At 73.0% G+C, this 18090-nt stretch carries 20 protein-coding genes and 1 riboswitch; of the genes, 15 read left to right on the forward strand and 5 right to left on the reverse strand.

What is annotated here, in order from left to right; genetic code table 11:
- Positions 1-98: 98 nt before the first annotated feature.
- Positions 99-374 (reverse strand): type II toxin-antitoxin system Phd/YefM family antitoxin, encoded by a 276-nt coding sequence (locus AB0F77_RS25030; RefSeq protein WP_361952768.1) that lies wholly within the window; start codon positions 372-374, stop codon positions 99-101.
- A gap of 109 nt (positions 375-483) precedes the next feature.
- Here AB0F77_RS25030 and AB0F77_RS25035 point away from each other — a divergent pair, with 109 nt between their 5' ends.
- From AB0F77_RS25035 to AB0F77_RS25045, 3 genes are all read left to right on the forward strand, one after another.
- Positions 484-1119 (forward strand): ATP-dependent Clp protease proteolytic subunit, encoded by a 636-nt coding sequence (locus AB0F77_RS25035; RefSeq protein ID WP_361952771.1) that lies wholly within the window; start codon positions 484-486, stop codon positions 1117-1119.
- Positions 1120-1126: 7 nt separating this feature from the next.
- Complete coding sequence (locus AB0F77_RS25040; protein WP_361952774.1) at positions 1127-1438, forward strand: hypothetical protein; 312 nt, start codon at positions 1127-1129, stop codon at positions 1436-1438.
- A 339-nt stretch (positions 1439-1777) separates the two neighbouring features.
- A riboswitch (cyclic di-AMP (ydaO/yuaA leader) is annotated at positions 1778-1987 on the forward strand.
- A gap of 3 nt (positions 1988-1990) precedes the next feature.
- Complete coding sequence (locus tag AB0F77_RS25045) at positions 1991-2464, forward strand: C40 family peptidase (RefSeq protein WP_361952777.1); 474 nt, start codon at positions 1991-1993, stop codon at positions 2462-2464.
- Positions 2465-2535: 71 nt separating this feature from the next.
- On the opposite strand, the gene AB0F77_RS25050 is transcribed toward AB0F77_RS25045, so the two are convergent.
- Positions 2536-2994 (reverse strand): ATP-binding protein, encoded by a 459-nt coding sequence (locus AB0F77_RS25050; protein WP_361952780.1) that lies wholly within the window; start codon positions 2992-2994, stop codon positions 2536-2538.
- Positions 2995-3208: 214 nt separating this feature from the next.
- On the opposite strand from AB0F77_RS25050, the gene AB0F77_RS25055 reads away from it, so the two are divergent.
- Both AB0F77_RS25055 and AB0F77_RS25060 read left to right on the forward strand, forming a co-directional pair.
- A complete protein-coding gene (locus AB0F77_RS25055; RefSeq protein WP_361952783.1) occupies positions 3209-4066 on the forward strand; it encodes a helix-turn-helix transcriptional regulator in 858 nt (285 codons plus the stop codon).
- 9 nt (positions 4067-4075) lie between these two features.
- A complete protein-coding gene (locus AB0F77_RS25060) occupies positions 4076-4297 on the forward strand; it encodes a DUF397 domain-containing protein (protein ID WP_361952786.1) in 222 nt (73 codons plus the stop codon).
- A gap of 67 nt (positions 4298-4364) precedes the next feature.
- Here AB0F77_RS25060 and AB0F77_RS25065 read toward each other — a convergent pair whose 3' ends face one another.
- Entirely contained in the window at positions 4365-5492 is a 1128-nt protein-coding gene (locus tag AB0F77_RS25065; protein ID WP_361952789.1) for an 8-amino-7-oxononanoate synthase, read from the reverse strand.
- Positions 5493-5638: 146 nt separating this feature from the next.
- Here AB0F77_RS25065 and bioB point away from each other — a divergent pair, with 146 nt between their 5' ends.
- The 4 genes from bioB (at position 5639) to AB0F77_RS25085 (ending at position 9683) form a co-directional block, all read left to right on the forward strand.
- The gene (gene bioB / locus AB0F77_RS25070) at positions 5639-6871 is read left to right on the forward strand and encodes a biotin synthase BioB (RefSeq protein ID WP_361952792.1); all 1233 of its coding nucleotides are present in this window, start codon (positions 5639-5641) and stop codon (positions 6869-6871) included.
- Positions 6864-8144 (forward strand): adenosylmethionine--8-amino-7-oxononanoate transaminase, encoded by a 1281-nt coding sequence (locus tag AB0F77_RS25075; RefSeq protein WP_361952795.1) that lies wholly within the window; start codon positions 6864-6866, stop codon positions 8142-8144. Before bioB ends, AB0F77_RS25075 begins: the two co-directional genes overlap by 8 nt.
- A gap of 1 nt (position 8145) precedes the next feature.
- Positions 8146-8862 carry a dethiobiotin synthase gene (bioD, locus tag AB0F77_RS25080; RefSeq protein ID WP_361952798.1) on the forward strand — a complete coding sequence of 239 codons (717 nt, stop codon included), beginning with the start codon at positions 8146-8148 and terminating at the stop codon, positions 8860-8862.
- Between the two features lie 146 nt (positions 8863-9008).
- Positions 9009-9683 carry a class I SAM-dependent methyltransferase gene (locus AB0F77_RS25085; protein WP_361952801.1) on the forward strand — a complete coding sequence of 225 codons (675 nt, stop codon included), beginning with the start codon at positions 9009-9011 and terminating at the stop codon, positions 9681-9683.
- Positions 9684-9696: 13 nt separating this feature from the next.
- On the opposite strand, the gene AB0F77_RS25090 is transcribed toward AB0F77_RS25085, so the two are convergent.
- Together AB0F77_RS25090 and AB0F77_RS25095 are read right to left on the reverse strand one after the other, a co-directional pair.
- A complete protein-coding gene (locus AB0F77_RS25090) occupies positions 9697-10074 on the reverse strand; it encodes a fic family toxin-antitoxin system, toxin component (protein ID WP_361952804.1) in 378 nt (125 codons plus the stop codon).
- Positions 10075-10078: 4 nt separating this feature from the next.
- On the reverse strand, positions 10079-10321 hold the full coding sequence (locus AB0F77_RS25095) for a toxin-antitoxin system HicB family antitoxin (RefSeq protein WP_361952806.1): 243 nt from the start codon (positions 10319-10321) through the stop codon (positions 10079-10081).
- A gap of 234 nt (positions 10322-10555) precedes the next feature.
- On the opposite strand from AB0F77_RS25095, the gene AB0F77_RS25100 reads away from it, so the two are divergent.
- From AB0F77_RS25100 to AB0F77_RS25125, 6 genes are all read left to right on the forward strand, one after another.
- Positions 10556-11401 carry an ABC transporter ATP-binding protein gene (locus tag AB0F77_RS25100; RefSeq protein ID WP_361952809.1) on the forward strand — a complete coding sequence of 282 codons (846 nt, stop codon included), beginning with the start codon at positions 10556-10558 and terminating at the stop codon, positions 11399-11401.
- 4 nt (positions 11402-11405) lie between these two features.
- Positions 11406-13973 carry an ABC transporter permease gene (locus AB0F77_RS25105; RefSeq protein WP_361952812.1) on the forward strand — a complete coding sequence of 856 codons (2568 nt, stop codon included), beginning with the start codon at positions 11406-11408 and terminating at the stop codon, positions 13971-13973.
- 79 nt (positions 13974-14052) lie between these two features.
- Positions 14053-14985, forward strand: coding sequence for an aminoglycoside phosphotransferase family protein (locus AB0F77_RS25110; RefSeq protein ID WP_361952815.1), 933 nt, complete (start codon positions 14053-14055; stop codon positions 14983-14985).
- A 63-nt stretch (positions 14986-15048) separates the two neighbouring features.
- Entirely contained in the window at positions 15049-15474 is a 426-nt protein-coding gene (locus AB0F77_RS25115; RefSeq protein ID WP_361952818.1) for a GNAT family N-acetyltransferase, read from the forward strand.
- A 147-nt stretch (positions 15475-15621) separates the two neighbouring features.
- Positions 15622-16962 (forward strand): hemolysin family protein, encoded by a 1341-nt coding sequence (locus tag AB0F77_RS25120; RefSeq protein WP_361952821.1) that lies wholly within the window; start codon positions 15622-15624, stop codon positions 16960-16962.
- Positions 16959-17972 (forward strand): hemolysin family protein, encoded by a 1014-nt coding sequence (locus AB0F77_RS25125; protein WP_361952824.1) that lies wholly within the window; start codon positions 16959-16961, stop codon positions 17970-17972. Before AB0F77_RS25120 ends, AB0F77_RS25125 begins: the two co-directional genes overlap by 4 nt.
- Positions 17973-18090 lie beyond the last annotated feature (118 nt).

Below are 18090 nucleotides of genomic sequence, written 5' to 3' on the forward strand. Positions count from 1 at the left end.
GTGCGGGGCCCGGTCGCCGCAGCCACGGGGCAAAGTCCCGGCTGGTGTGAGTGGGCAGGCTAGTTGGAGCGGGTTTCGCCCACGTTAACCGGACACCGTCAGGCGCCGCCCGCCCTGCGGTGCTCGGCCGCGATGCCGAAGCGCTGCCGCTCCCGTGCGGCGGGCGCCGCCTCGCGGGCGGTGGAGACCGTGCTGATCACCTGGTCCTCGGCGGCCTCCAGCTCCTCCAGCCGTTCGAGGTCGGCGGCCGAGACCAGGGCGACGAGGGGCTTGCCGTGGCGCGTCACGACGACGCGCTCACCGCCGTAGACCACGCGGTTGATCAGGTCGGCGAGCTCAGCCCTGGCTTGCGTCACCGGAATCTCGTAGGCCATGCCTCCAGCTTACGGGGCTCACTCTCACCCTTCACTCCGTACGTCCTGTACATTTTCTACAGAAGGAGCCGTTCACTCGGACGGGCTCCGCCACGAGGAGGGGTACGCCATGGCCCGACCGTCCGCCCGCCATGTCCTGCCGGAGTTCACCGAGCGCACGAGCGCCGGCCACCGCACGCTCGATCCGTACGGGAAGCTGCTGGAGGCGCGGATCGTGCTCCTCGGCACGCCGATCGACGACACCTCGGCCGGCGACGTCACGGCCCAGTTCATGCACCTCGAACACGCCGCCCCCGACCAGGACATCTCGCTCTACGTGAACTCCCCGGGCGGCTCGTTCGCCGCGATGACGGCGATCTACGACACGATGCGCTACGTCTCCTGCGACGTGGAGACGGTCTGCGTCGGCCGGGCCGGGCCCTCGGCGGCCGTGCTGGTCGCGGCGGGCACCCCGGGCAAGCGGCTCGCCCTGCCGGGCGCCCGGCTGACCGTCGGCCAGCCGTCGCTGCCCGAGCCGGTCGAGGGGCAGCCGAGCGACCTCGTGATCCAGGCCCGGGAGCTGGCCCGGGTCCGCGCCGCGCTGGAGGAGATGCTCGTCCGCCACACCGGACGCGATGCCGAACAGGTGCACGAGGATCTGGAGCGCGATCTCGTCCTGGACGCGCCGGCCGCGCTGGCCTACGGCCTCGTGGACGCCGTCGTCACCGACCGCCGGGCGCCCCGCCGCACCCCGGACGCGGGGTGAGCGCCCGATGCCGTCTCCGGAGCTGCCGCCGCTGCCCGCCCTCACCCGCGCCGAGGGCGAACTGATCGACCGTTACCTCGACGTGGTCGACCTGCTCGGCCGGATCAATCCGGCCGTGGACGGCGACACCTACCGCGGGCTGCGGGCCGCCCAGGCCCTCGTCCGCAAGGCCGTGGAGCTGCGGGACGCGCTGGCGCTGATGCACCAGCGCGGCGAGACGGAGCTGCACGCGGACACGCTCGCGCGGGCGCTGAGGGTCCTGGACGGCGAGCGCCGGACCGCCCGGGTGGGTCTGCCGCCGCCGGAGTGCGCGGGCTGACGCGGGCGCACGGTCCCGGGGTGTCGCACGCCCGACGCCCGCACGGCGCGACCCGAGTCGAAACGGACCAAAAGACGTACCCCTGTTCGGCGTAGAAACGAGTCCTTTTTCGGCACCGCACGGGTTGCGCCGGGCGCCCGCGCGGCGGCCGCGACGCCCCGTTCCCGCGCTGGTCCGAGGGCTCGTCAGATTCGCGGCCCAGCACCGGCGCACGACTTGTCCACCCGAACGGATGAGTGGTGAGTAACGCCACATATCCCCGGTTCCGTTGGGATTTTCGGACACTCGTAGGTGAAGATCCCTGTCTGACGACAAGCCCCCGCCACAGCGGCGGGGCGATCCGGGCGGACGCCGAGTCCTGCCGCCGCCCGGATGCCCGGTCGACAGGAGTGGATCGGCAGGAGTGGAGGACCCAGCTAGACGGGTCGCCGGAGCGGACGCGAGTCCGCCCCGGGCAGCCCTTGGGGTGAAGCCGCGGCAACGCGGCCGGGCAACTTCGCCAGCCCGAATCCGACAGGTCATCCTTCACAGGCGGCTGACGAAGGGTTGCGCATGACTGCGCTCAATCGTGTCCCGTCCCTGATGGCCCGGGCCGGTACGGCCTCGGCACTGACCATCGCCGCCGTGGGCGGCTCGATCGTGGTCCCGGGGATGGCGTCGGACGCCGCCGCCGCGACGACGGCGACCAAGGCACTCCAAATCGCGGCCTCCAAGAAGGGCTCCCCGTACCGCTGGGGGGCCACAGGACCGCGCCGGTTCGACTGCTCGGGGCTGACGCTGTACTCGTTCAAGAAGGCGGGCAAGAGCCTGCCGCGGACGGCCGCCCAGCAGTACAACAAGACCCGCCATGTCTCCGCCACGAGCCGCAAGGCCGGTGACCTGGTGTTCTTCCATTCGGGTTCCAGCGTGTACCACGTCGGGATCTACGCCGGAAAGGGGAAGATCTGGCACGCCCCGAAGACCGGGGACGTGGTCAGGCTGCAGAAGATCTGGACCAGGAGCGTCTGGTACGGGCGAGTCCGCTGAACCGTCCGAGGGGGTGCCGGCCGTGCTGCACCGGCGCCCCCTCGGCCCCGCCCGGCGACGGCCGCGCGGGGCTACGGCTCCTGCTGCCCCACCGTCGTGACCGGACGGGCCCGCACGGCCCACGGGAGTTCGATCGAGACGGTCTTGCCGCCCTCCCGCGTGGGGCGGACCCGCAGCCTGCCCCCGCACTCGGCGGCGAGCCAGCGGATGATGACCATGCCGCGGCCGTTGTCCTGCTGAACGGCCGCGGGCAGTCTCTTGGGGAAGCGGGGATGGCTGTCCGTGACGCCGATGCGCAGGTGCTCGTCGCGTTCGAGGACGAGGTCCACCGTGAAGGTGGGCGACTGCCCGAAGGTGTGCTGGACGGCGTTGGTGGCCAGTTCGGAGACGACGAGCCGGATGCTGTCGGCGAGGTCCGTGTCCGACGGGAGGCCCCACTCCGCGAGGATGCGCAGGACGTAGGAGCGGGCCGTGGCGACCGAGGCGGGATCGCTCGGCAGAGTGAGGGATGCTTCCAGGTGGTCTGCCATGACGACGTCGTCCCTTTCCCACGGGACCGCGAGTCCGACACGGAGCGGAGGGTTCGAGTACGGTCCCGGACTGGTGCTTCGTCGCCAGACTGCCATCACCGCGCCGGTCACGGGCGGCGATCCACCAAGATATGCATATATCTGTCGCTCGAAGCGGTGAACTCTGCGACGGCAGAGCGTATTTGGGCGGCTCGGAAGGAGTAAGGAGTAGCCCATGCAGCACGGTCCCGCGGTACGCCGCCGGAAGCTGGGCGCCGAACTGCGCTCGTTGCGCACAGGCGCGGGTCTGACGAGCGGCGAGGCGGCCCGGATGGTGGGCTGGCACCAGTCGAAGGTGAGCCGCATCGAGACGGGCGCGAGCGGCGTGAAGGCGCCCGACGTCCGGTTACTCCTGGACGCCTACGGCGTGTTCGACCAGCACCTGCGGGATCTGCTGCTGGCGCTCGCGGGCTCCGAGGACGCCTCCGGCCGCCACCACTGGTGGCACGCCTACCGCGGGGTGCTGCCGCCCGCCTACCGGGACTTCATCTCGCTGGAGTCGCAGGCCAGCGGGATGCGCACGCTGGAGACCCTGGTGGTGCCGGGACTGCTCCAGACGCCGGAGTACGCGCGGGCCGTGACCCGGGCCGCGGTCGGCGAGCCGGACGACCGGCTGGACACGCTGGTGGAGGTGCGGCTCGCCCGGCAGGACGTGCTGCGGTCGGATCCGCCGCTGGAGCTCAGCGCCGTGCTGGACGAGGCGGTCCTGCGGCGCGAGGTCGGCGGCCCCGATGTGATGGCACGTCAGCTGGCGCGGCTGGTGGAGGCGGCGAAACTGCCCCAAGTGCGGCTCCAGGTCCTGCCGTTCGCCGCCGGCGCACACATCGGCGTCACAGGACCTTTCGTTATCTTCACATTTCCGAGCACTTCTGATCTGGATGTGGTTGTTCTCGACAACTTGACGAGTAGCCTCTACCTCGAGCGGAAAGAAGACCTCCAGGCATACTCAGATGCCTTCAACACCCTTCAGATCTACGCCCTTTCACCCGAGGAATCGTTGGATTACATCGCCGGGATAGGTCACGGCGCCTAAGGAGGCACCATGTCCGCACTGCCTCGGAACGTACCCAGCCCCGATCTGCACGACGTGCGATGGCTGCGCAGCAGCTACAGCACGGGAGCCAACAACTGCGTGGAAACGGCACGGCCGCGCACCGGTCCCCTGACCGGACTGCTCGCCGTGCGCGACTCGAAGGACCCGGCAGGACCCGCGCTGCTCTTCTCCCCCGAGAGCTGGGCGGGATTCGTCACCGGTCTGCGTTGATCCCCCACCCCGTCCGTCCCTACTGATCAGTTGCCGCCCCGGCGACCCACGGCCGTGTCACGCCGACTCACGGTCGCGTCTCGCCGATCACCCGTACAGCGCGCTCCACCTCGGCCCCGGAGAGGTCCGCGCGGGCGGTCAGCCTGAGCCGCGACACGCCGTCCGGCACGGACGGCGGGCGGAAACAGCCCACGGCCAGGCCGGCCGCCCGGCAGTCGGCCGCCCAGCGCACGGCCCCCTCCGGGGACGGCGCCCGCACCGAGACCACCGCGGCGTCCGGACGCACCGCGTCCAGGCCCGCGGCGGTCAGGCGGGTGTGCAGTTCCGCGGCCACCTCGCGCGCGCGTGCCGCCCGCGCGGGCTCACGCCGCAGCACGGCGAGGGCCGCCCGCGCCGCGCCCGTCGCGGCGGGGGCCAGACCCGTGTCGAAGATGAACGTGCGCGCCGCGTTGACCAGGTGGTCGATCACCCGGGCCGGGCCCAGCACCGCGCCGCCCTGGCTGCCCAGCGACTTGGACAGCGTGACCGTCGCGACCACGTCGTCCGCGCCCGCGAGCCCCGCCGCCCACGGCGCTCCCCTGCCGCCCTCGCCCAGCACGCCGAGGCCGTGCGCGTCGTCGACGACGAGCCCGGCCCCGTGCTCCCGGCAGACCGCCGCCAGCGCGGCGAGCGGAGCGGCGTCCCCGTCGACCGAGAACACCGTGTCGGACACCACGACCGCCGCGCCCGCACGGGTGACGAGCGCCTTGCGGACCGCCGCCGGGTCGGCGTGGCCGACGACCTGGGTCGTGCCGCGGGCCAGCCGGCAGCCGTCGATCAGGGAGGCGTGGTTGAGGGCGTCCGAGACGATCAGCGAGCCGTGCGGGGCGAGCGCGGTGACGGCGGCGAGATTGGCGGCGTACCCCGAGGAGAAGACCAGGGCCGCCTCGAAGCCGCAGAAGGCGGCCAGTTCGCGCTCCAGCTCGGTGTGCAGGTCGGTGGTGCCCGTGACAAGCCGGGAGCCGGTGGCGCCGCCGCCCCAGGTCCGGGCCGCCGCCGCGGCGCCCTCGGCGACCTCGGGATGGCGGGTGAGACCGAGGTAGTCGTTGCTCGCGAGGTCCAGCAGCGGGGAGTCGGCGGGGCGGGGGCGCAGGGTGCGTACGAGTCCGGCGCGGCGGCGGTGCTCCGCCTGGTCGTCGATCCAGCCGAACGCCATGGCTCCTCCGGGATTTTGTAGGCAGCGGACAGACATTAGCCGTACGACCGACCCCCGAGGGTGTGGTCATGGCCACATGAGGAACACCCTCTGTTGTGCGAAGCCTCCTTGGCCGGGAGCGGTCCCGTAGGACAGGATCGGACCTCATGGACCTGCTGAACACGCTGGTGGACAAGGGGCTTCGGCGCGAGCTGCCGACCCGCGGGGAAGCGCTGGCCGTACTGGCCACTTCCGACGACGACGTGCTCGACGTGGTGGCGGCGGCCGGCCGGGTGCGCCGGCACTGGTTCGGCCGGCGCGTGAAACTGAACTACCTGGTGAACCTCAAGTCCGGTCTGTGCCCGGAGGACTGCTCCTACTGCTCGCAGCGGCTCGGCTCCACGGCCAGCATCCTGAAGTACAGCTGGCTGGGGCCCGACGAGGCGTCACGGGCCGCCGCCGCGGGCCTGGCCGGCGGTGCCAAGCGGGTCTGCCTGGTGGCGAGCGGGCGCGGACCGACGGACCGGGACGTGGAGCGAGTCTCCGAGACCATCCGGACGATCAAGGACGAGAACGAGGGCGTCGAGGTCTGCGCCTGTCTGGGGCTGCTCTCCGACGGTCAGGCCGAACGCCTGCGCGAGGCGGGCGCCGACGCGTACAACCACAACCTCAACACGTCCGAGGGAACGTACGCGGACATCACGACGACGCACACGTACGCCGATCGGGTGGACACGGTGCGGCGGGCCCACGCGGCCGGTCTCTCGGCGTGTTCCGGTCTGATCGCCGGCATGGGCGAGAGCGACGAGGACCTGGTGGACGTGGTCTTCTCGCTGCGTGAACTCGACCCGGACTCGGTGCCGGTGAACTTCCTGATCCCCTTCGAGGGCACCCCGCTCGCCAAGGAGTGGAACCTCACCCCGCAGCGCTGTCTGCGCATCCTGGCGATGGTCCGGTTCGTCTGCCCGGACGTCGAGGTGCGCATCGCCGGCGGCCGCGAGGTGCATCTGCGCACGCTCCAGCCCCTCGCGCTGCACCTCGCCAACTCGATCTTCCTCGGCGACTACCTCACCAGTGAGGGCCAGGCGGGCAGGGCGGACCTGGAGATGATCGCCGACGCCGGTTTCGAGGTGGAGGGCGCCGACGAGGTGACGCTGCCCGGGCACCGGACGGCGTCCGGGGAGGGCTGCGGAGCGCACGCCGGGGCCGGGTGCGGATCGCACGAGGGCGCCGGTTGCGGTGCGCACGGGGAGGCGGGGTGCGGTGCGCACGAGGGCGGCGGCGTGTGCGCCCCGGCCGACGCTCCGCCCGTCGCCGCGGCGACCGTGGGTGAGCCCCGTACCGACCTGGTGGCCGTGCGCCGCCGGGGTGCCGGCACCGATGTCGCGCCCAATGCCTGACCCGCACCTCACCGAGCTGCTGGAGCTGGACCGACGGCACGTCTGGCATCCGTACGGCCCGATGCCCGGCCGTGTCGAACCGCTCGTCGTGGAGTCGGCGAGCGGGGTCCGGCTGCGGCTCGCGGACGGCGGGGGCGAGCTGGTCGACGGGATGTCGTCCTGGTGGTCGGCGATCCACGGCTACAACCACCCCGTGCTGAACGAGGCCGCGCGCGGGCAGCTGGAACGGATGAGCCACGTGATGTTCGGGGGGCTCACGCACGAGCCCGCCGTCCGCCTGGCGAAGCTCCTCGTCGACATCACACCCGTCGGCCTCGAACACGTGTTCCTGACCGACTCGGGATCGGTGTCGGTCGAGGTCGCGGTCAAGATGTGCCTCCAGTACTGGCGCTCGCTCGGCCGGCCCGAGAAGCGGCGCCTGATGACCTGGCGGGGCGGCTACCACGGCGACACCTGGCAGCCGATGTCCGTGTGCGACCCCGAGGGCGGGATGCACGAGCTGTGGACCGGGGTGCTGCCGCGCCAGGTGTTCGCGGACGCGCCACCGGCCGAGTACGAGGAGGCGTACGCCGATCACCTGCGCGCGACGGTCGAGCGGCACGCGCACGAACTGGCGGCCGTGATCGTGGAGCCGGTGGTGCAGGGCGCGGGCGGGATGCGCTTCCACTCGCCCGACTATCTGCGGGTGCTGCGCGAGGCGTGCGACGCGCACGGTGTGCTCCTGGTGTTCGACGAGATCGCGACCGGGTTCGGACGGACCGGCGCGCTGTTCGCGGCGGACCACGCGGCGGTGACGCCGGACGTGATGTGCGTGGGCAAGGCGCTGACCGGCGGCTGCCTCACCATGGCGGCGACGCTGTGCACGCCCCGGGTGGCCGAGGGGATCTCGCGGGGCGAGGTGCCGGTGCTGGCCCACGGCCCGACGTTCATGGGCAACCCGCTGGCGGCCGCCGTGGCCCGGGCGTCGGTGGAACTGCTGCTCGGGCAGGACTGGCTCGCGGAGGTCGGGCGGATCGAGAAGGGCCTGCGCGAGGGCCTCGCCCCGGCGGCCGGGCTGCCCGGGGTGCGGGAGGTGCGCGTCCTGGGCGCGATCGGTGTGGTCCAGCTCGACCACGAGGTGGACATGGCGGCGGCGACCCGGGCCGCGGTGCGCGAGGGCGTGTGGCTCAGGCCGTTCCGGGACCTCGTCTACACGATGCCGCCCTACGTCACCGGGGACGACGACGTGGCACGGATCGCGCGCGCGGTGTGCGCGGCGGCGCGGGAGGGCTGAGATGCCGGTACTGGTGATCACGGGCACGGGCACGGAGGTCGGCAAGACGGTCACGACGGCGGCGGTGGCCGCCGCCGCGGTCGCGTCCGGCCGGTCGGTGGCCGTGCTGAAGGCCGCCCAGACCGGGGTCGGTCCGGGCGAGCACGGGGACGCGGACGAGGTCGCACGGCTCGCGGGCGCGGTGACGACGGCCGAACTGGCCCGCTATCCCGAGCCGTTGGCGCCGGGCACGGCGGCCCGGCGGGCAGGGCTCGCGCCGGTGCGTCCCGAGGAGGTCGCGGAGGCGGCCGCCAAGCTGGCCACCGACCACGATCTGGTGCTCGTGGAGGGCGCGGGCGGCCTGCTCGTACGGTTCGACGCGGCGGGCGGCACGCTGGCCGACGCGGCGCGGCTGCTGGGCGCCCCCGTGCTGGTCGTCGCCGCGGCCGGGCTGGGCACGCTGAACACCACGGAGCTGACGGCGCGGGAACTGCGGTCGCGGAACCTGGAGTTGCTCGGCGTGGTGATCGGCAGCTGGCCGCGCTCCCCCGACCTCGCCTCGCGCTGCAACGTCGCCGACCTCCCGGAGGTGGCCGCCGCTCCCCTCCTCGGCGCCCTGCCGGCGTCCGCCGGCGCGCTCCCCGCGGCCGGCTTCCGCGCGGCCGCACCGGGCTGGCTGGCGCCCCGGCTGTTCGGGACGTGGGAGGCGGAGGCGTTCCGGGAGCGGGAGGGCGTCTGATCCGCCGGGCACGGGAGGGCGTCCGACCGCCGGGCACGGGAGGGCTCCGATGCCGGACACGGACGGACGCGGGGGTGGGCGTGCCGGGACGGCACGGGGGACACTCTTCCCAGGGCCGTAGGGCCGTCGCGTTCGGGAGGTGCGTCATGCGGTTGCTGTCCGCGGGCTCCGACAAGGCGGAGCGGGACGCCGTCCACCACCCGGTCTTCGCCCGCGCGTACGCGCGCATCAGCGCGGGTGCCGAGACCCGGCACGGGATGGCGGGCATCAGGGAGCGGCTGCTCGCGGGACTGTCCGGGCGGGTCGTCGAGATCGGCGCGGGCAACGGCCTCAACTTCGCCCACTACCCGAGCACGGTCGACGAGGTCGTGGCGGTCGAGCCGGAGCCGTTGCTGCGCCGGCTGGCCGAGGAGGCGGCGCAGCGCGCCCGGGTGCCGGTGCACGTGGTGCCGGGCACGGCGAAGGCCCTGCCCGCCGAGGCCGGGGAGTTCGACGCGGCCGTGCTGTCGCTGGTGCTGTGCAGCGTCGGGGACGTGCCGCGGGCCCTCGGTGAGGTACGGCGGGTGCTGCGGCCGGGCGGTCAGGTGCGGTTCTTCGAGCACGGCCGGGGCGGCGGTCCGGTCATGCTGCTCACCCAGCGCGCCCTGGACCGCACGGTGTGGCCCCGGCTCGCCGGAGGCTGCCGGCTGTCGGGAGAACCGGTCGCCTCGCTGCGGGACGCCGGTTTCGAACTCGGCCCCTACCGGCGGGTGCTGATGCCGGAGAAGGGCCCGGCCCTGCCCACGTCGTACTGCGCGCTGGGCACGGCCTGGCGGCCCTGAGCGGCGGGCCCGGTCACAGGGCCCACTGGCGCAGTTCCCGGGCGATGTCCTGCACCGACGCCTCACCGTCCTTGACGAGCCGGGCGAGGTCGCGGACCTGTTCCGGCGAGGTGATGACGACCTTGGCGCCGCTGGCGACGAGATAGGCGTAGGCGACCGCGGAGGCGAAGAGGGCGTTGGAGCGCTCCAGCGCGGGCACGTGGATCAGGAGTTGGAGCAGCGAGGCCGCGCGGGCGTACGGGGAGTCGTAGACGGGGACGTCGAATATCTCGGCCCGGTGGCGGGCGACGGCGGCGACCAGGGCGCCCCAGTCGGTGATCTGCGGATCGCCGGGGGTCTTGTCCTCGGCGAGCATCAGGAGCCAGGCGAGATCGATGGTGAGGTCGTTCAAGGGATCAGTGCCGGCCTTCGCCCCGGGACGCGGTGCCGCCCTCGCCGAACTCCTCCGCGAACAGGGACTCGTACTGCTTCATGAAGTCGGCGGCGGACTCGACGAACGTCCGGCCGGCCTCACCGGCGTCCTGCTTCACCAGTTCCTCGATGTACCGGTTGACGCTCATGCCGCGCGCCAGGGCCTGTTCGCGGGCGGCACGGGCGGTGCCCTCGTCCACGCGCACGTTCAGTTGGGTCTTCGCCATACCCCGAAGCTAGCGCTGTACCGCTAGCCAGGGCAAGCGCGGGCGGGCACTCTTCCCGGGCACGGGCAGACGCTCCTCCTACGGGTGGAGGATGCCCCTTACATGCGTATCGGGGGCCCGACCTGTGGTGGAGAACCGGTTCTACCCGTGGGGGGATACCGGCTGTGCGGCGCATCACACTAGGCTCGGGCGGAACGGGGGACATCGGACGCGCGGCTGACCGGGGAGGCGGCTTTGTCCACACCTGCTGAGGAGCACACGCCGGGGGTGGCACGGGAGGACGGCGTCGCGGCCCGGGCCCGCGGCCTGACGAAGGCGTACGGCGCGGGCGAGACCGCGGTGCTGGCGCTGGACGCGGTCGACGTGGACATCGCGCGCGGCCGTTTCACCGCGGTGATGGGGCCGTCCGGCTCGGGGAAGTCCACGCTGATGCACTGTCTGGCCGGCCTCGACACCGTCTCGGCCGGCCAGGTGTGGCTCGGCGACACGGAGATCACGGGGCTGCGGGAGCGCGAGCTGACCCGGCTGCGGCGGGACCGGATCGGGTTCATGTTCCAGTCGTTCAACCTGATCCCGACGCTGAACGCGGCCGAGAACATCACCCTGCCCATGGACATCGCGGGCAAGAAGCCCGACGAGAAGTGGCTCGACCAGGTCATCGACACGCTCGGTCTGCGCGACCGGCTCAGGCACCGGCCGGCCCAGCTCTCCGGCGGCCAGCAGCAGCGGGTCGCCTGCGCGCGGGCGCTGGCCTCCCGGCCGGAGCTGATCTTCGCCGACGAGCCGACCGGCAACCTCGACTCGCGGGCCGGCCTGGAAGTGCTCGGGTTCCTGCGCGGCGCGGTGGACGACCTGGGGCAGACCGTCGTCATGGTCACGCACGACCCGGGCGCCGCCGCCCACTCCGACCTGGTGCTCTTCCTGGCCGACGGGCGGATCGTGGACCGGATGGAGCGGCCCACGGCTGAGGCGGTCCTCGAACGCATGCGCCTCTTCTCCGGGGCGGGTCCCGAGGCGCCCGGGGCCGCGGGCGCCGGCGTGACGGGCGGGGACCGCGAGGGCGGCGAGGAGGAGGGGTGATCCGGTGCTGAAGGCGACCCTGAGGAGCTTCCTGGCCCACAAGGGGCGGCTGATGCTGTCCGCGCTGGCCGTCCTGCTGTCGGTGGCGTTCGTCGCGGGCAGCCTGATCTTCTCCGACACCGTGACCCGCACCTTCGACCGCCTCTTCGCCTCCACCGCCGCCGATGTGACCGTGCAGCCGAAGCAGGACCTCACGTCGTCGGTGCCGACGGGCCAGGTCCAGACGCTTCCCGCGTCGCTCCGGGAGCGGGTCGCCCGGGTGGACGGGGTGGCGCGCACCCACGCGGACGTCGGCGTGGAGAACGTCGTGGTCGTCGACCGCCACAACAAGTCCGTCGGCCCGACCACGGGCGCCCCGACCATCGCCACCGACTGGTACCTCAGCGACCGCAGCCCCGTGAAGCTGACCTCGGGTCACGCCCCGCGCGGTCCGGGCGAGGCGCTGCTCGACGCGGACACCGCCGACAAGAAGCACGTCCGGATCGGCGACACGCTGACCGTGCAGGCCCAGCCCGGCACGTTCCCGGTGCGGGTCGTCGGCATCGCCACCTTCACCACCACCAACCCGGGCGCGGCCCTCGTCTTCCTGGACCCCGCGGTCGCCGCGGAGAAGCTGCTGGGCTCCGCCGACCGCGCCACCGGCATCTCGGTGGACGCGGCCCCCGGGGTCGACGACGCGGTGCTCAAGGCCCGCATCGGCCGGGCGATCGGAACGGGGTCGTACGACCTCAGGACCGCGAGCGAGCAGGCCAAATCAGACGCGGCGGACCTCGGCGGCTTCCTCGACGTGATCAAGTACGTGATGCTGGGCTTCGCCGGGATCGCGGTCCTGGTCGGGGTGTTCCTGATCGTCAACACCTTCTCCATGCTGATCGCGCAGCGCACTCGTGAGCTGGGGCTGCTGCGCGCGCTGGGCGCCGACCGGCGCCAGGTGCGGCGCTCGGTGCTGACGGAGGCGGTGCTGCTCGGCGTGGTCGGCTCGACGCTGGGCCTGGCCGCCGGGATCGGGCTGGCGTTCGGGCTGATCCGGCTGATGAGCGCGTTCGGTCTGAACCTCAAGGCCACCGAGCTGGTCATCGGCTGGGGCACACCCGTCGCGGCCTACGTCGTCGGGGTGGGCGTCACGTTCGTCGCGGCGTACCTCCCGGCGCGGCGGGCCTCGGCCGTGTCGCCGATGGCTGCGCTCGCGGACGCCGAGGTCGCCGGTGTGGGACGGCCGCTGCGGACGCGGGCGATCGTCGGTTCGGCCGTGGGCGCGCTCGGCGTGGCGGCGCTGGCCGGATGCGCGGCGGCGACGAAGACGGCGTCGGCTGCCTCGCTGCTCGGCCTGGGTGTGGTCCTCACGCTGATCGCCACCGTGATCGCCGGACCGCTGCTGGTCCGGCCGGTGATCCGGGTCCTGGGCGGCGCCTTCCCGGCGCTGTTCGGCTCGATCGGCCGGATGAGCCAGCGCAACGCCCTGCGCAATCCGCGTCGTACGGGCGCCACGGCGGCCGCGCTGATGGTGGGTCTTGCGCTGGTCGGCGGGATGTCGGTGGCGAGCGCGTCCATGTCCAAGTCGTTCGACCAGCAGATCGACAAGACGCTGGGCGCCGACTTCGTGATCCAGAACAGCAACTTCCTGCCGTTCACCCGGGAGGTCACCGACACCGTCCGCGCCACCGACGGGGTGGGCCTGGTCGTACGGCAGCGGTTCGCGCCCGTGGCCGTGCGACTGCCCGACGGCAGACGCGTCGAGACCACCGCCGCCGGGTACGACCCGCGGGTCGACGACGTCGCCCATGTGACGTACACGGCCGGGAACACGGCGGCGGCCCTCGCCGACGGCGCCCTGGGCATGGACGCGGGCTTCGCGAAGGACCACGGTGTACGGCTGGGCAGCACGCTGCCGGTCGAGTTCCCCGGGGGCCGGCGGGCCGAGATGCGGGTGGGCGCCCTCACCGACCAGGACGGCGGCGACGGCTTCGGCATGCGCGGCGGGCTGTTCTTCGGGCTGGCCACGGTCGAGAAGTACGTCCCCGGCGGGCAGGACTCCTCGCTGTACGTCAACCGGGCTCCGGGCACCGGCGCGGACCGGCTGAAGCCGCGCCTGGAGAAGGCGCTCGCCGCGTATCCGCAGGTGCAGGTGCGCGACCAGGCCGACTACAAGAAGCTGGTGCACGACCAGATCGCGGTGCTGCTCTACCTGGTGTACGCGCTGCTCGGGCTGGCCATCGTCATCGCGGTCCTCGGTGTGGTCAACACGCTCGCCCTGTCGGTCGTGGAGCGCACCCGGGAGATCGGACTGCTGCGCGCCATCGGGCTGGCCCGGCGGCAGCTGCGGCGGATGATCCGCCTGGAGTCGGTCGTGATCGCGGTGTTCGGCGCGGTCCTCGGTCTGGTGCTGGGCCTGGTCTGGGGCGTGTGCACCCAGCAGGTGCTCGCGCTGCAGGGCATGAAGGCGCTGGCGATCCCGTGGGGCACCATCGTCGCCGTCGTGATCGGCTCGGCGGTCGTGGGCATCGTGGCAGCCCTCCTCCCGGCCCTCCGCGCGTCCCGCATGAACGTCCTGGCAGCCATCGCCCACGAATGACTCCGTCGGGGGGACGGGGGAGCGACGGCGGTCGGCCTGGATTCGGTGGCCGCGGCGGCCCGGCGCGTAGTGTGCCGGGATGATCGCGATGCCGGAAGAGTTCGCACGGAGCACCGTCGACCGCGAGGGGGAGGCCGGGGCGGCGTGGCTCGCCGAGCTGCCCGGGATCGTGGAGGTGTTGCTGGGGCGCTGGAGGTGCGTGCCGGACGGCGAGGTCATGCACGGAGGTGTCGGGGTCGTCGTCCCGGTACAACGGCCGGCCGGGGAGGGCGCCGTGCTGAAGGTGTCGTTCCCGCACCCCGGCAACGTGCATGAGCCGGATGCGTTCGTCGCGTGGGGCGGGTGCGGCGCCGTCCTGCTGCACGAGCGCGACGACGAGCGGTTCGCGATGCTGCTGGAGCGGGTCCGGCCGTCGACCCTGGCAGAGGTCGAGGACGGCGACGAGGTGGTGACCGTCGCCGGACGGCTCAATCGGCGCCTGGCCGTCCCCGCACCGCCCGGCCTGCCCCGGCTGCGCGAGCAGGCCGACGCCTGGGAGGAGCGGCTGTGCGAGGACGCGGAGGAGCTGACGCACACGTTGCCACGTCGGGTGCTGGACACCGCCGTGGCGACCGTGCGGGAGCTGGGCCGGGCCCAGCCGGACACTCTCGTCCACGGTGACCTCCACGCCCGGAACATCCTGCGCGCCGACCGGGAGCCGTGGCTGGCGGTCGACCCCAAGGGGTACGTGGGAGATCCCGCCTACGACGGCGGCACCCTGCTGAAGTCCCGCGCGCCGGCGCTCCTCGCGGCGGACGACCTGCGCAAGGCCGTCCAGCGCGTCCTGGACGTCTTCGCGGAGGCCGCGGAACTCGACCGTGAACGCGTGCGGCGGTGGGCCCAGTTCCACGCCGTACAGGCTGCGTTCTGGGGTCGCCGCCACGGTTTTCGTGCGGCCCGCGGGGGATCGCGGCTGGACTGGCTCACCCAATTCGCCGATCGCCTGGCGGAGTTGCTCACCGAAGGCTCGTAGCGGCGGAGGGCCGTTCGCGGAAAACGTTCGCCCCACGGGTCGGCGCTCTGCTTGGCTCGGTGTATGAGCGATCTTCGTATCCGGCACGCCACCCCGGCGGACATCAACACCGTGCTGCGGTTCTGGCGCGACGCCGCGGAAGGCACGAGCATCAGCGACGACCACGACGGAGTCGCCCGGCTCATCGCGCGGGATCCCGAAGCCCTGCTCCTCGCGGAGCGGGACGGCCACCTCGCCGGAACCGTCATAGCCGGCTTCGACGGATGGCGGTGCTCCGCCTACCGACTGGCCGTACACCCCGACCACCGTCGGCGGGGCATCGCCACCGCCCTGCTGGAAGCCGCGGAACAGCGCTTCACCGCCCTGGGCGGACGGCGCGTCGACGCCATGGTCCTGGAAGCCAACGAACGGGCCCACCACACCTGGGCCGCGGGTGGCTACCACCGCGAGGACCACTGGCGACGCTGGGTGAAGCCCCTCACCGACTGATCTTTTGCCCCTCCTTTACTATTGGAGCATTCGATCCCCTTCGGTCCCCGGTGAAAGGTGTGAGCGTCCGCCCATGGGCGAGCCTCCTGGTCCGCGACATCGCGCGTCCCTCCCTGCCCTGTCCGATCATGGGACGGAGGTGACCCGATGACCGAAGTGCTGCTCCTTCTGGTGGCCGTCCTGCTCTCCGTCATGTGCGGCGCCTTCGTCGCAGCCGAGTTCTCGCTGACGACCGTGGAACGCGGCGAACTGGAGCGCGCGGCGGCCCGCGGCGAGCGCGGCGCCTCCGGTGCCCTCAAGGCCGTACGGAACCTGACGTTCCAGCTGTCCGGCGCGCAGCTCGGCATCACCGTCACCAACCTGGTGGTCGGCATGCTGTCCGAGCCGTCCATCGCCGAGCTGATCGCGGGCCCGCTGCGGGCGGTGGGCGTCTCGGAGTCCGTGGCGAGTTCCCTCGCGCTGGTCATCGGCACGGCCCTGTCCACGGTGTTCCTGATGGTCGTGGGCGAGCTGGTGCCCAAGAACTGGGCGATCTCCTCCCCGCTGGCCGTCGCCAAGCGGGTGGGCAGTCCGCAGCGCTGGTTCAGCGCGGCCTTCCGGCCCTTCATCACGCACCTCAACAACGCGGCCAACCGCGTGGTGCGCCGACTGGGCGTGGAGCCCGCCGAGGAGCTGGCCTCCGCGCGCGGCCCGCAGGAGCTCGCGGCACTCGCCCGGCACTCCGCCAAGGAGGGCGCCCTGGAGCCCGACACGGCCGAGCTGTTCGTGCGGACGCTGAACCTCGCGGACCTCACGGCGGAGAACGTGATGACCCCACGCGTCCAGGTCGTCGCCCTCGACGTGCTCGCGACCTGCGAGGACGTCGCCAACGCGACCCGGGCGACCGGCCTGTCCCGGTTCCCCGTCTACCGCGGCAGCCTCGACTCGGTCGTGGGCATCGCCCACGTCAAGGACGTCCTGGCCGTGCGCGCCGAGGACCGGCCGCGCAGCGGGGTCGCCCAGGTGATGCGCGAACCGCTGCTGGTCCCCGAGTCACTGACCGTCGACCGGCTCCTGGACCGGCTGTCCGGCAAGCGCACGATGGCCGTCGTCATCGACGAGTACGGCGGTACGGCGGGCGTGGCGACGCTGGAGGACATCGTCGAGGAGGTCGTCGGCGAGGTGCGCGACGAGCACGATCCGCACGAGACGCCCGACCTCGCCCCGGCCGGCGCCGACGAGGAGGGCCGGGCGCTGTTCTCGGCCGACGGCGCGGCCCGCACCGACCAGCTCGCCCGCGTGGGCCTGAGGGTGCCCGAGGGGCCGTACGAGACGCTGGCCGGTCTGGTGGCGACCCGGCTGGGGCGCATACCGGCGGGCGGTGACAGCGTCGAGGTCGCCGGCTGGCGGCTGGACGTGGTCGACGCGTCGGGGCGGCGGGCGGCGCGGGTACTGCTGCACGCGCCCCTCGCCGACGAGCGGGCCGTGCACGGGGAGGAGGCGAAGTGACCGCCGTACAGCTGCTGATCGGTCTGGCGACGCTGGTCGTCAACGCCTTCTTCGTGGGCGCGGAGTTCGCGCTCATCTCGGTGCGCCGCTCGCAGATCGAGCCGTACGCCGAGGAGGGCGACCGGCGCGCGCGGATCGTGCTGTGGGGTCTCGAGCACGTGTCGGCGCTGATGGCCGCCGCCCAGCTCGGCATCACGCTGTGCACGCTGGTGCTCGGTGTGGTCGCGGAACCGGCGATCGCGCATCTGCTGGAGCCGGTGTTCCACGCGATGGGCGTGCCCACGGGCGCGGGCCACGCCGTGTCGTTCGTGATCGCGCTGGCCCTGGCCACGTATCTGCACATGCTGCTCGGCGAGATGGTGCCGAAGAACATCGCGCTCGCCGAACCGGCGCGCAGCGCGCTGCTGCTCGGCCCGCCGCTGGTCGCCCTGTCGCGGGCGCTGCGGCCGGTGATCTTCGCGATCAACGCCTTCGCGAACGCGCTGCTCAAGCTGTTGCGGGTGGACACGAGGGACGAGGTCGCGGCGACGTTCTCGGACGCCGAGCTGGCGGAGATCGTCAAGGACGCCGGTGAGGCCGGTCTGATCGACGCGCGGGCGCGGGAGCGGCTGCACGACGCCCTGGAGCTGGGCCGCCGTCCTGTGATGGACGTGGTGGTCCCGCTGGAGCGGGTGGTCTACGCGCGCATGGGCGTGACCCCCGAGCAGTTGGAGCGGCTGTCGGCGGAGTCGGGCTTCTCCCGGTTCCCGGTGGTCGACGAGGGCCGGCGGATCGTGGGCTACCTGCACGTCAAGGACGCGCTGGACGCCTCGCCCCGGGACCTGGCCTTCCGGCTGCGGGACATGCGCTCCATCGCGCGCGTCCGCGAGAGCACCCCGCTGGACGACGTCCTCACGGCGATGCGCCGCAGCCGCACCCACCTCGCCGCGGTGCTCGGCGCGGACGGCCGGCTTTCGGGCCTCGTGACCATGGAGGACGTCCTGCGGGAGCTGTTCGGGCAACACGCGTGACCGGCGGGGCCTCCGGCCCGGAGGCCCGGAGGCCCGGAGGCCCGGAGGCCCGGAGGCCCGGAGGCCCGGAGGCCCGGAGGCCCGGAGGCCCGGAGGCCCGGAGGCCCGGAGGCCCGGG

The sequence above is a fragment of the Streptomyces sp. NPDC026672 genome (genome assembly GCF_040638185.1).
GTDB lineage: Bacteria > Actinomycetota > Actinomycetes > Streptomycetales > Streptomycetaceae > Streptomyces.

Coding starts and splice junctions, on each gene's coding strand:
- AB0F77_RS25030 (WP_361952768.1), bottom strand. CDS start 374: ATGGCCTACGAGATTCCGGTGACGCAAGCCAGGGCTGAGCTCGCCGAC.
- AB0F77_RS25035 (WP_361952771.1), top strand. CDS start 484: ATGGCCCGACCGTCCGCCCGCCATGTCCTGCCGGAGTTCACCGAGCGC.
- AB0F77_RS25040 (WP_361952774.1), top strand. CDS start 1,127: ATGCCGTCTCCGGAGCTGCCGCCGCTGCCCGCCCTCACCCGCGCCGAG.
- AB0F77_RS25045 (WP_361952777.1), top strand. CDS start 1,991: ATGACTGCGCTCAATCGTGTCCCGTCCCTGATGGCCCGGGCCGGTACG.
- AB0F77_RS25050 (WP_361952780.1), bottom strand. CDS start 2,994: ATGGCAGACCACCTGGAAGCATCCCTCACTCTGCCGAGCGATCCCGCC.
- AB0F77_RS25055 (WP_361952783.1), top strand. CDS start 3,209: ATGCAGCACGGTCCCGCGGTACGCCGCCGGAAGCTGGGCGCCGAACTG.
- AB0F77_RS25060 (WP_361952786.1), top strand. CDS start 4,076: ATGTCCGCACTGCCTCGGAACGTACCCAGCCCCGATCTGCACGACGTG.
- AB0F77_RS25065 (WP_361952789.1), bottom strand. CDS start 5,492: ATGGCGTTCGGCTGGATCGACGACCAGGCGGAGCACCGCCGCCGCGCC.
- bioB (WP_361952792.1), top strand. CDS start 5,639: ATGGACCTGCTGAACACGCTGGTGGACAAGGGGCTTCGGCGCGAGCTG.
- AB0F77_RS25075 (WP_361952795.1), top strand. CDS start 6,864: ATGCCTGACCCGCACCTCACCGAGCTGCTGGAGCTGGACCGACGGCAC.
- bioD (WP_361952798.1), top strand. CDS start 8,146: ATGCCGGTACTGGTGATCACGGGCACGGGCACGGAGGTCGGCAAGACG.
- AB0F77_RS25085 (WP_361952801.1), top strand. CDS start 9,009: ATGCGGTTGCTGTCCGCGGGCTCCGACAAGGCGGAGCGGGACGCCGTC.
- AB0F77_RS25095 (WP_361952806.1), bottom strand. CDS start 10,321: ATGGCGAAGACCCAACTGAACGTGCGCGTGGACGAGGGCACCGCCCGT.
- AB0F77_RS25110 (WP_361952815.1), top strand. CDS start 14,053: ATGATCGCGATGCCGGAAGAGTTCGCACGGAGCACCGTCGACCGCGAG.
- AB0F77_RS25115 (WP_361952818.1), top strand. CDS start 15,049: ATGAGCGATCTTCGTATCCGGCACGCCACCCCGGCGGACATCAACACC.
- AB0F77_RS25120 (WP_361952821.1), top strand. CDS start 15,622: ATGACCGAAGTGCTGCTCCTTCTGGTGGCCGTCCTGCTCTCCGTCATG.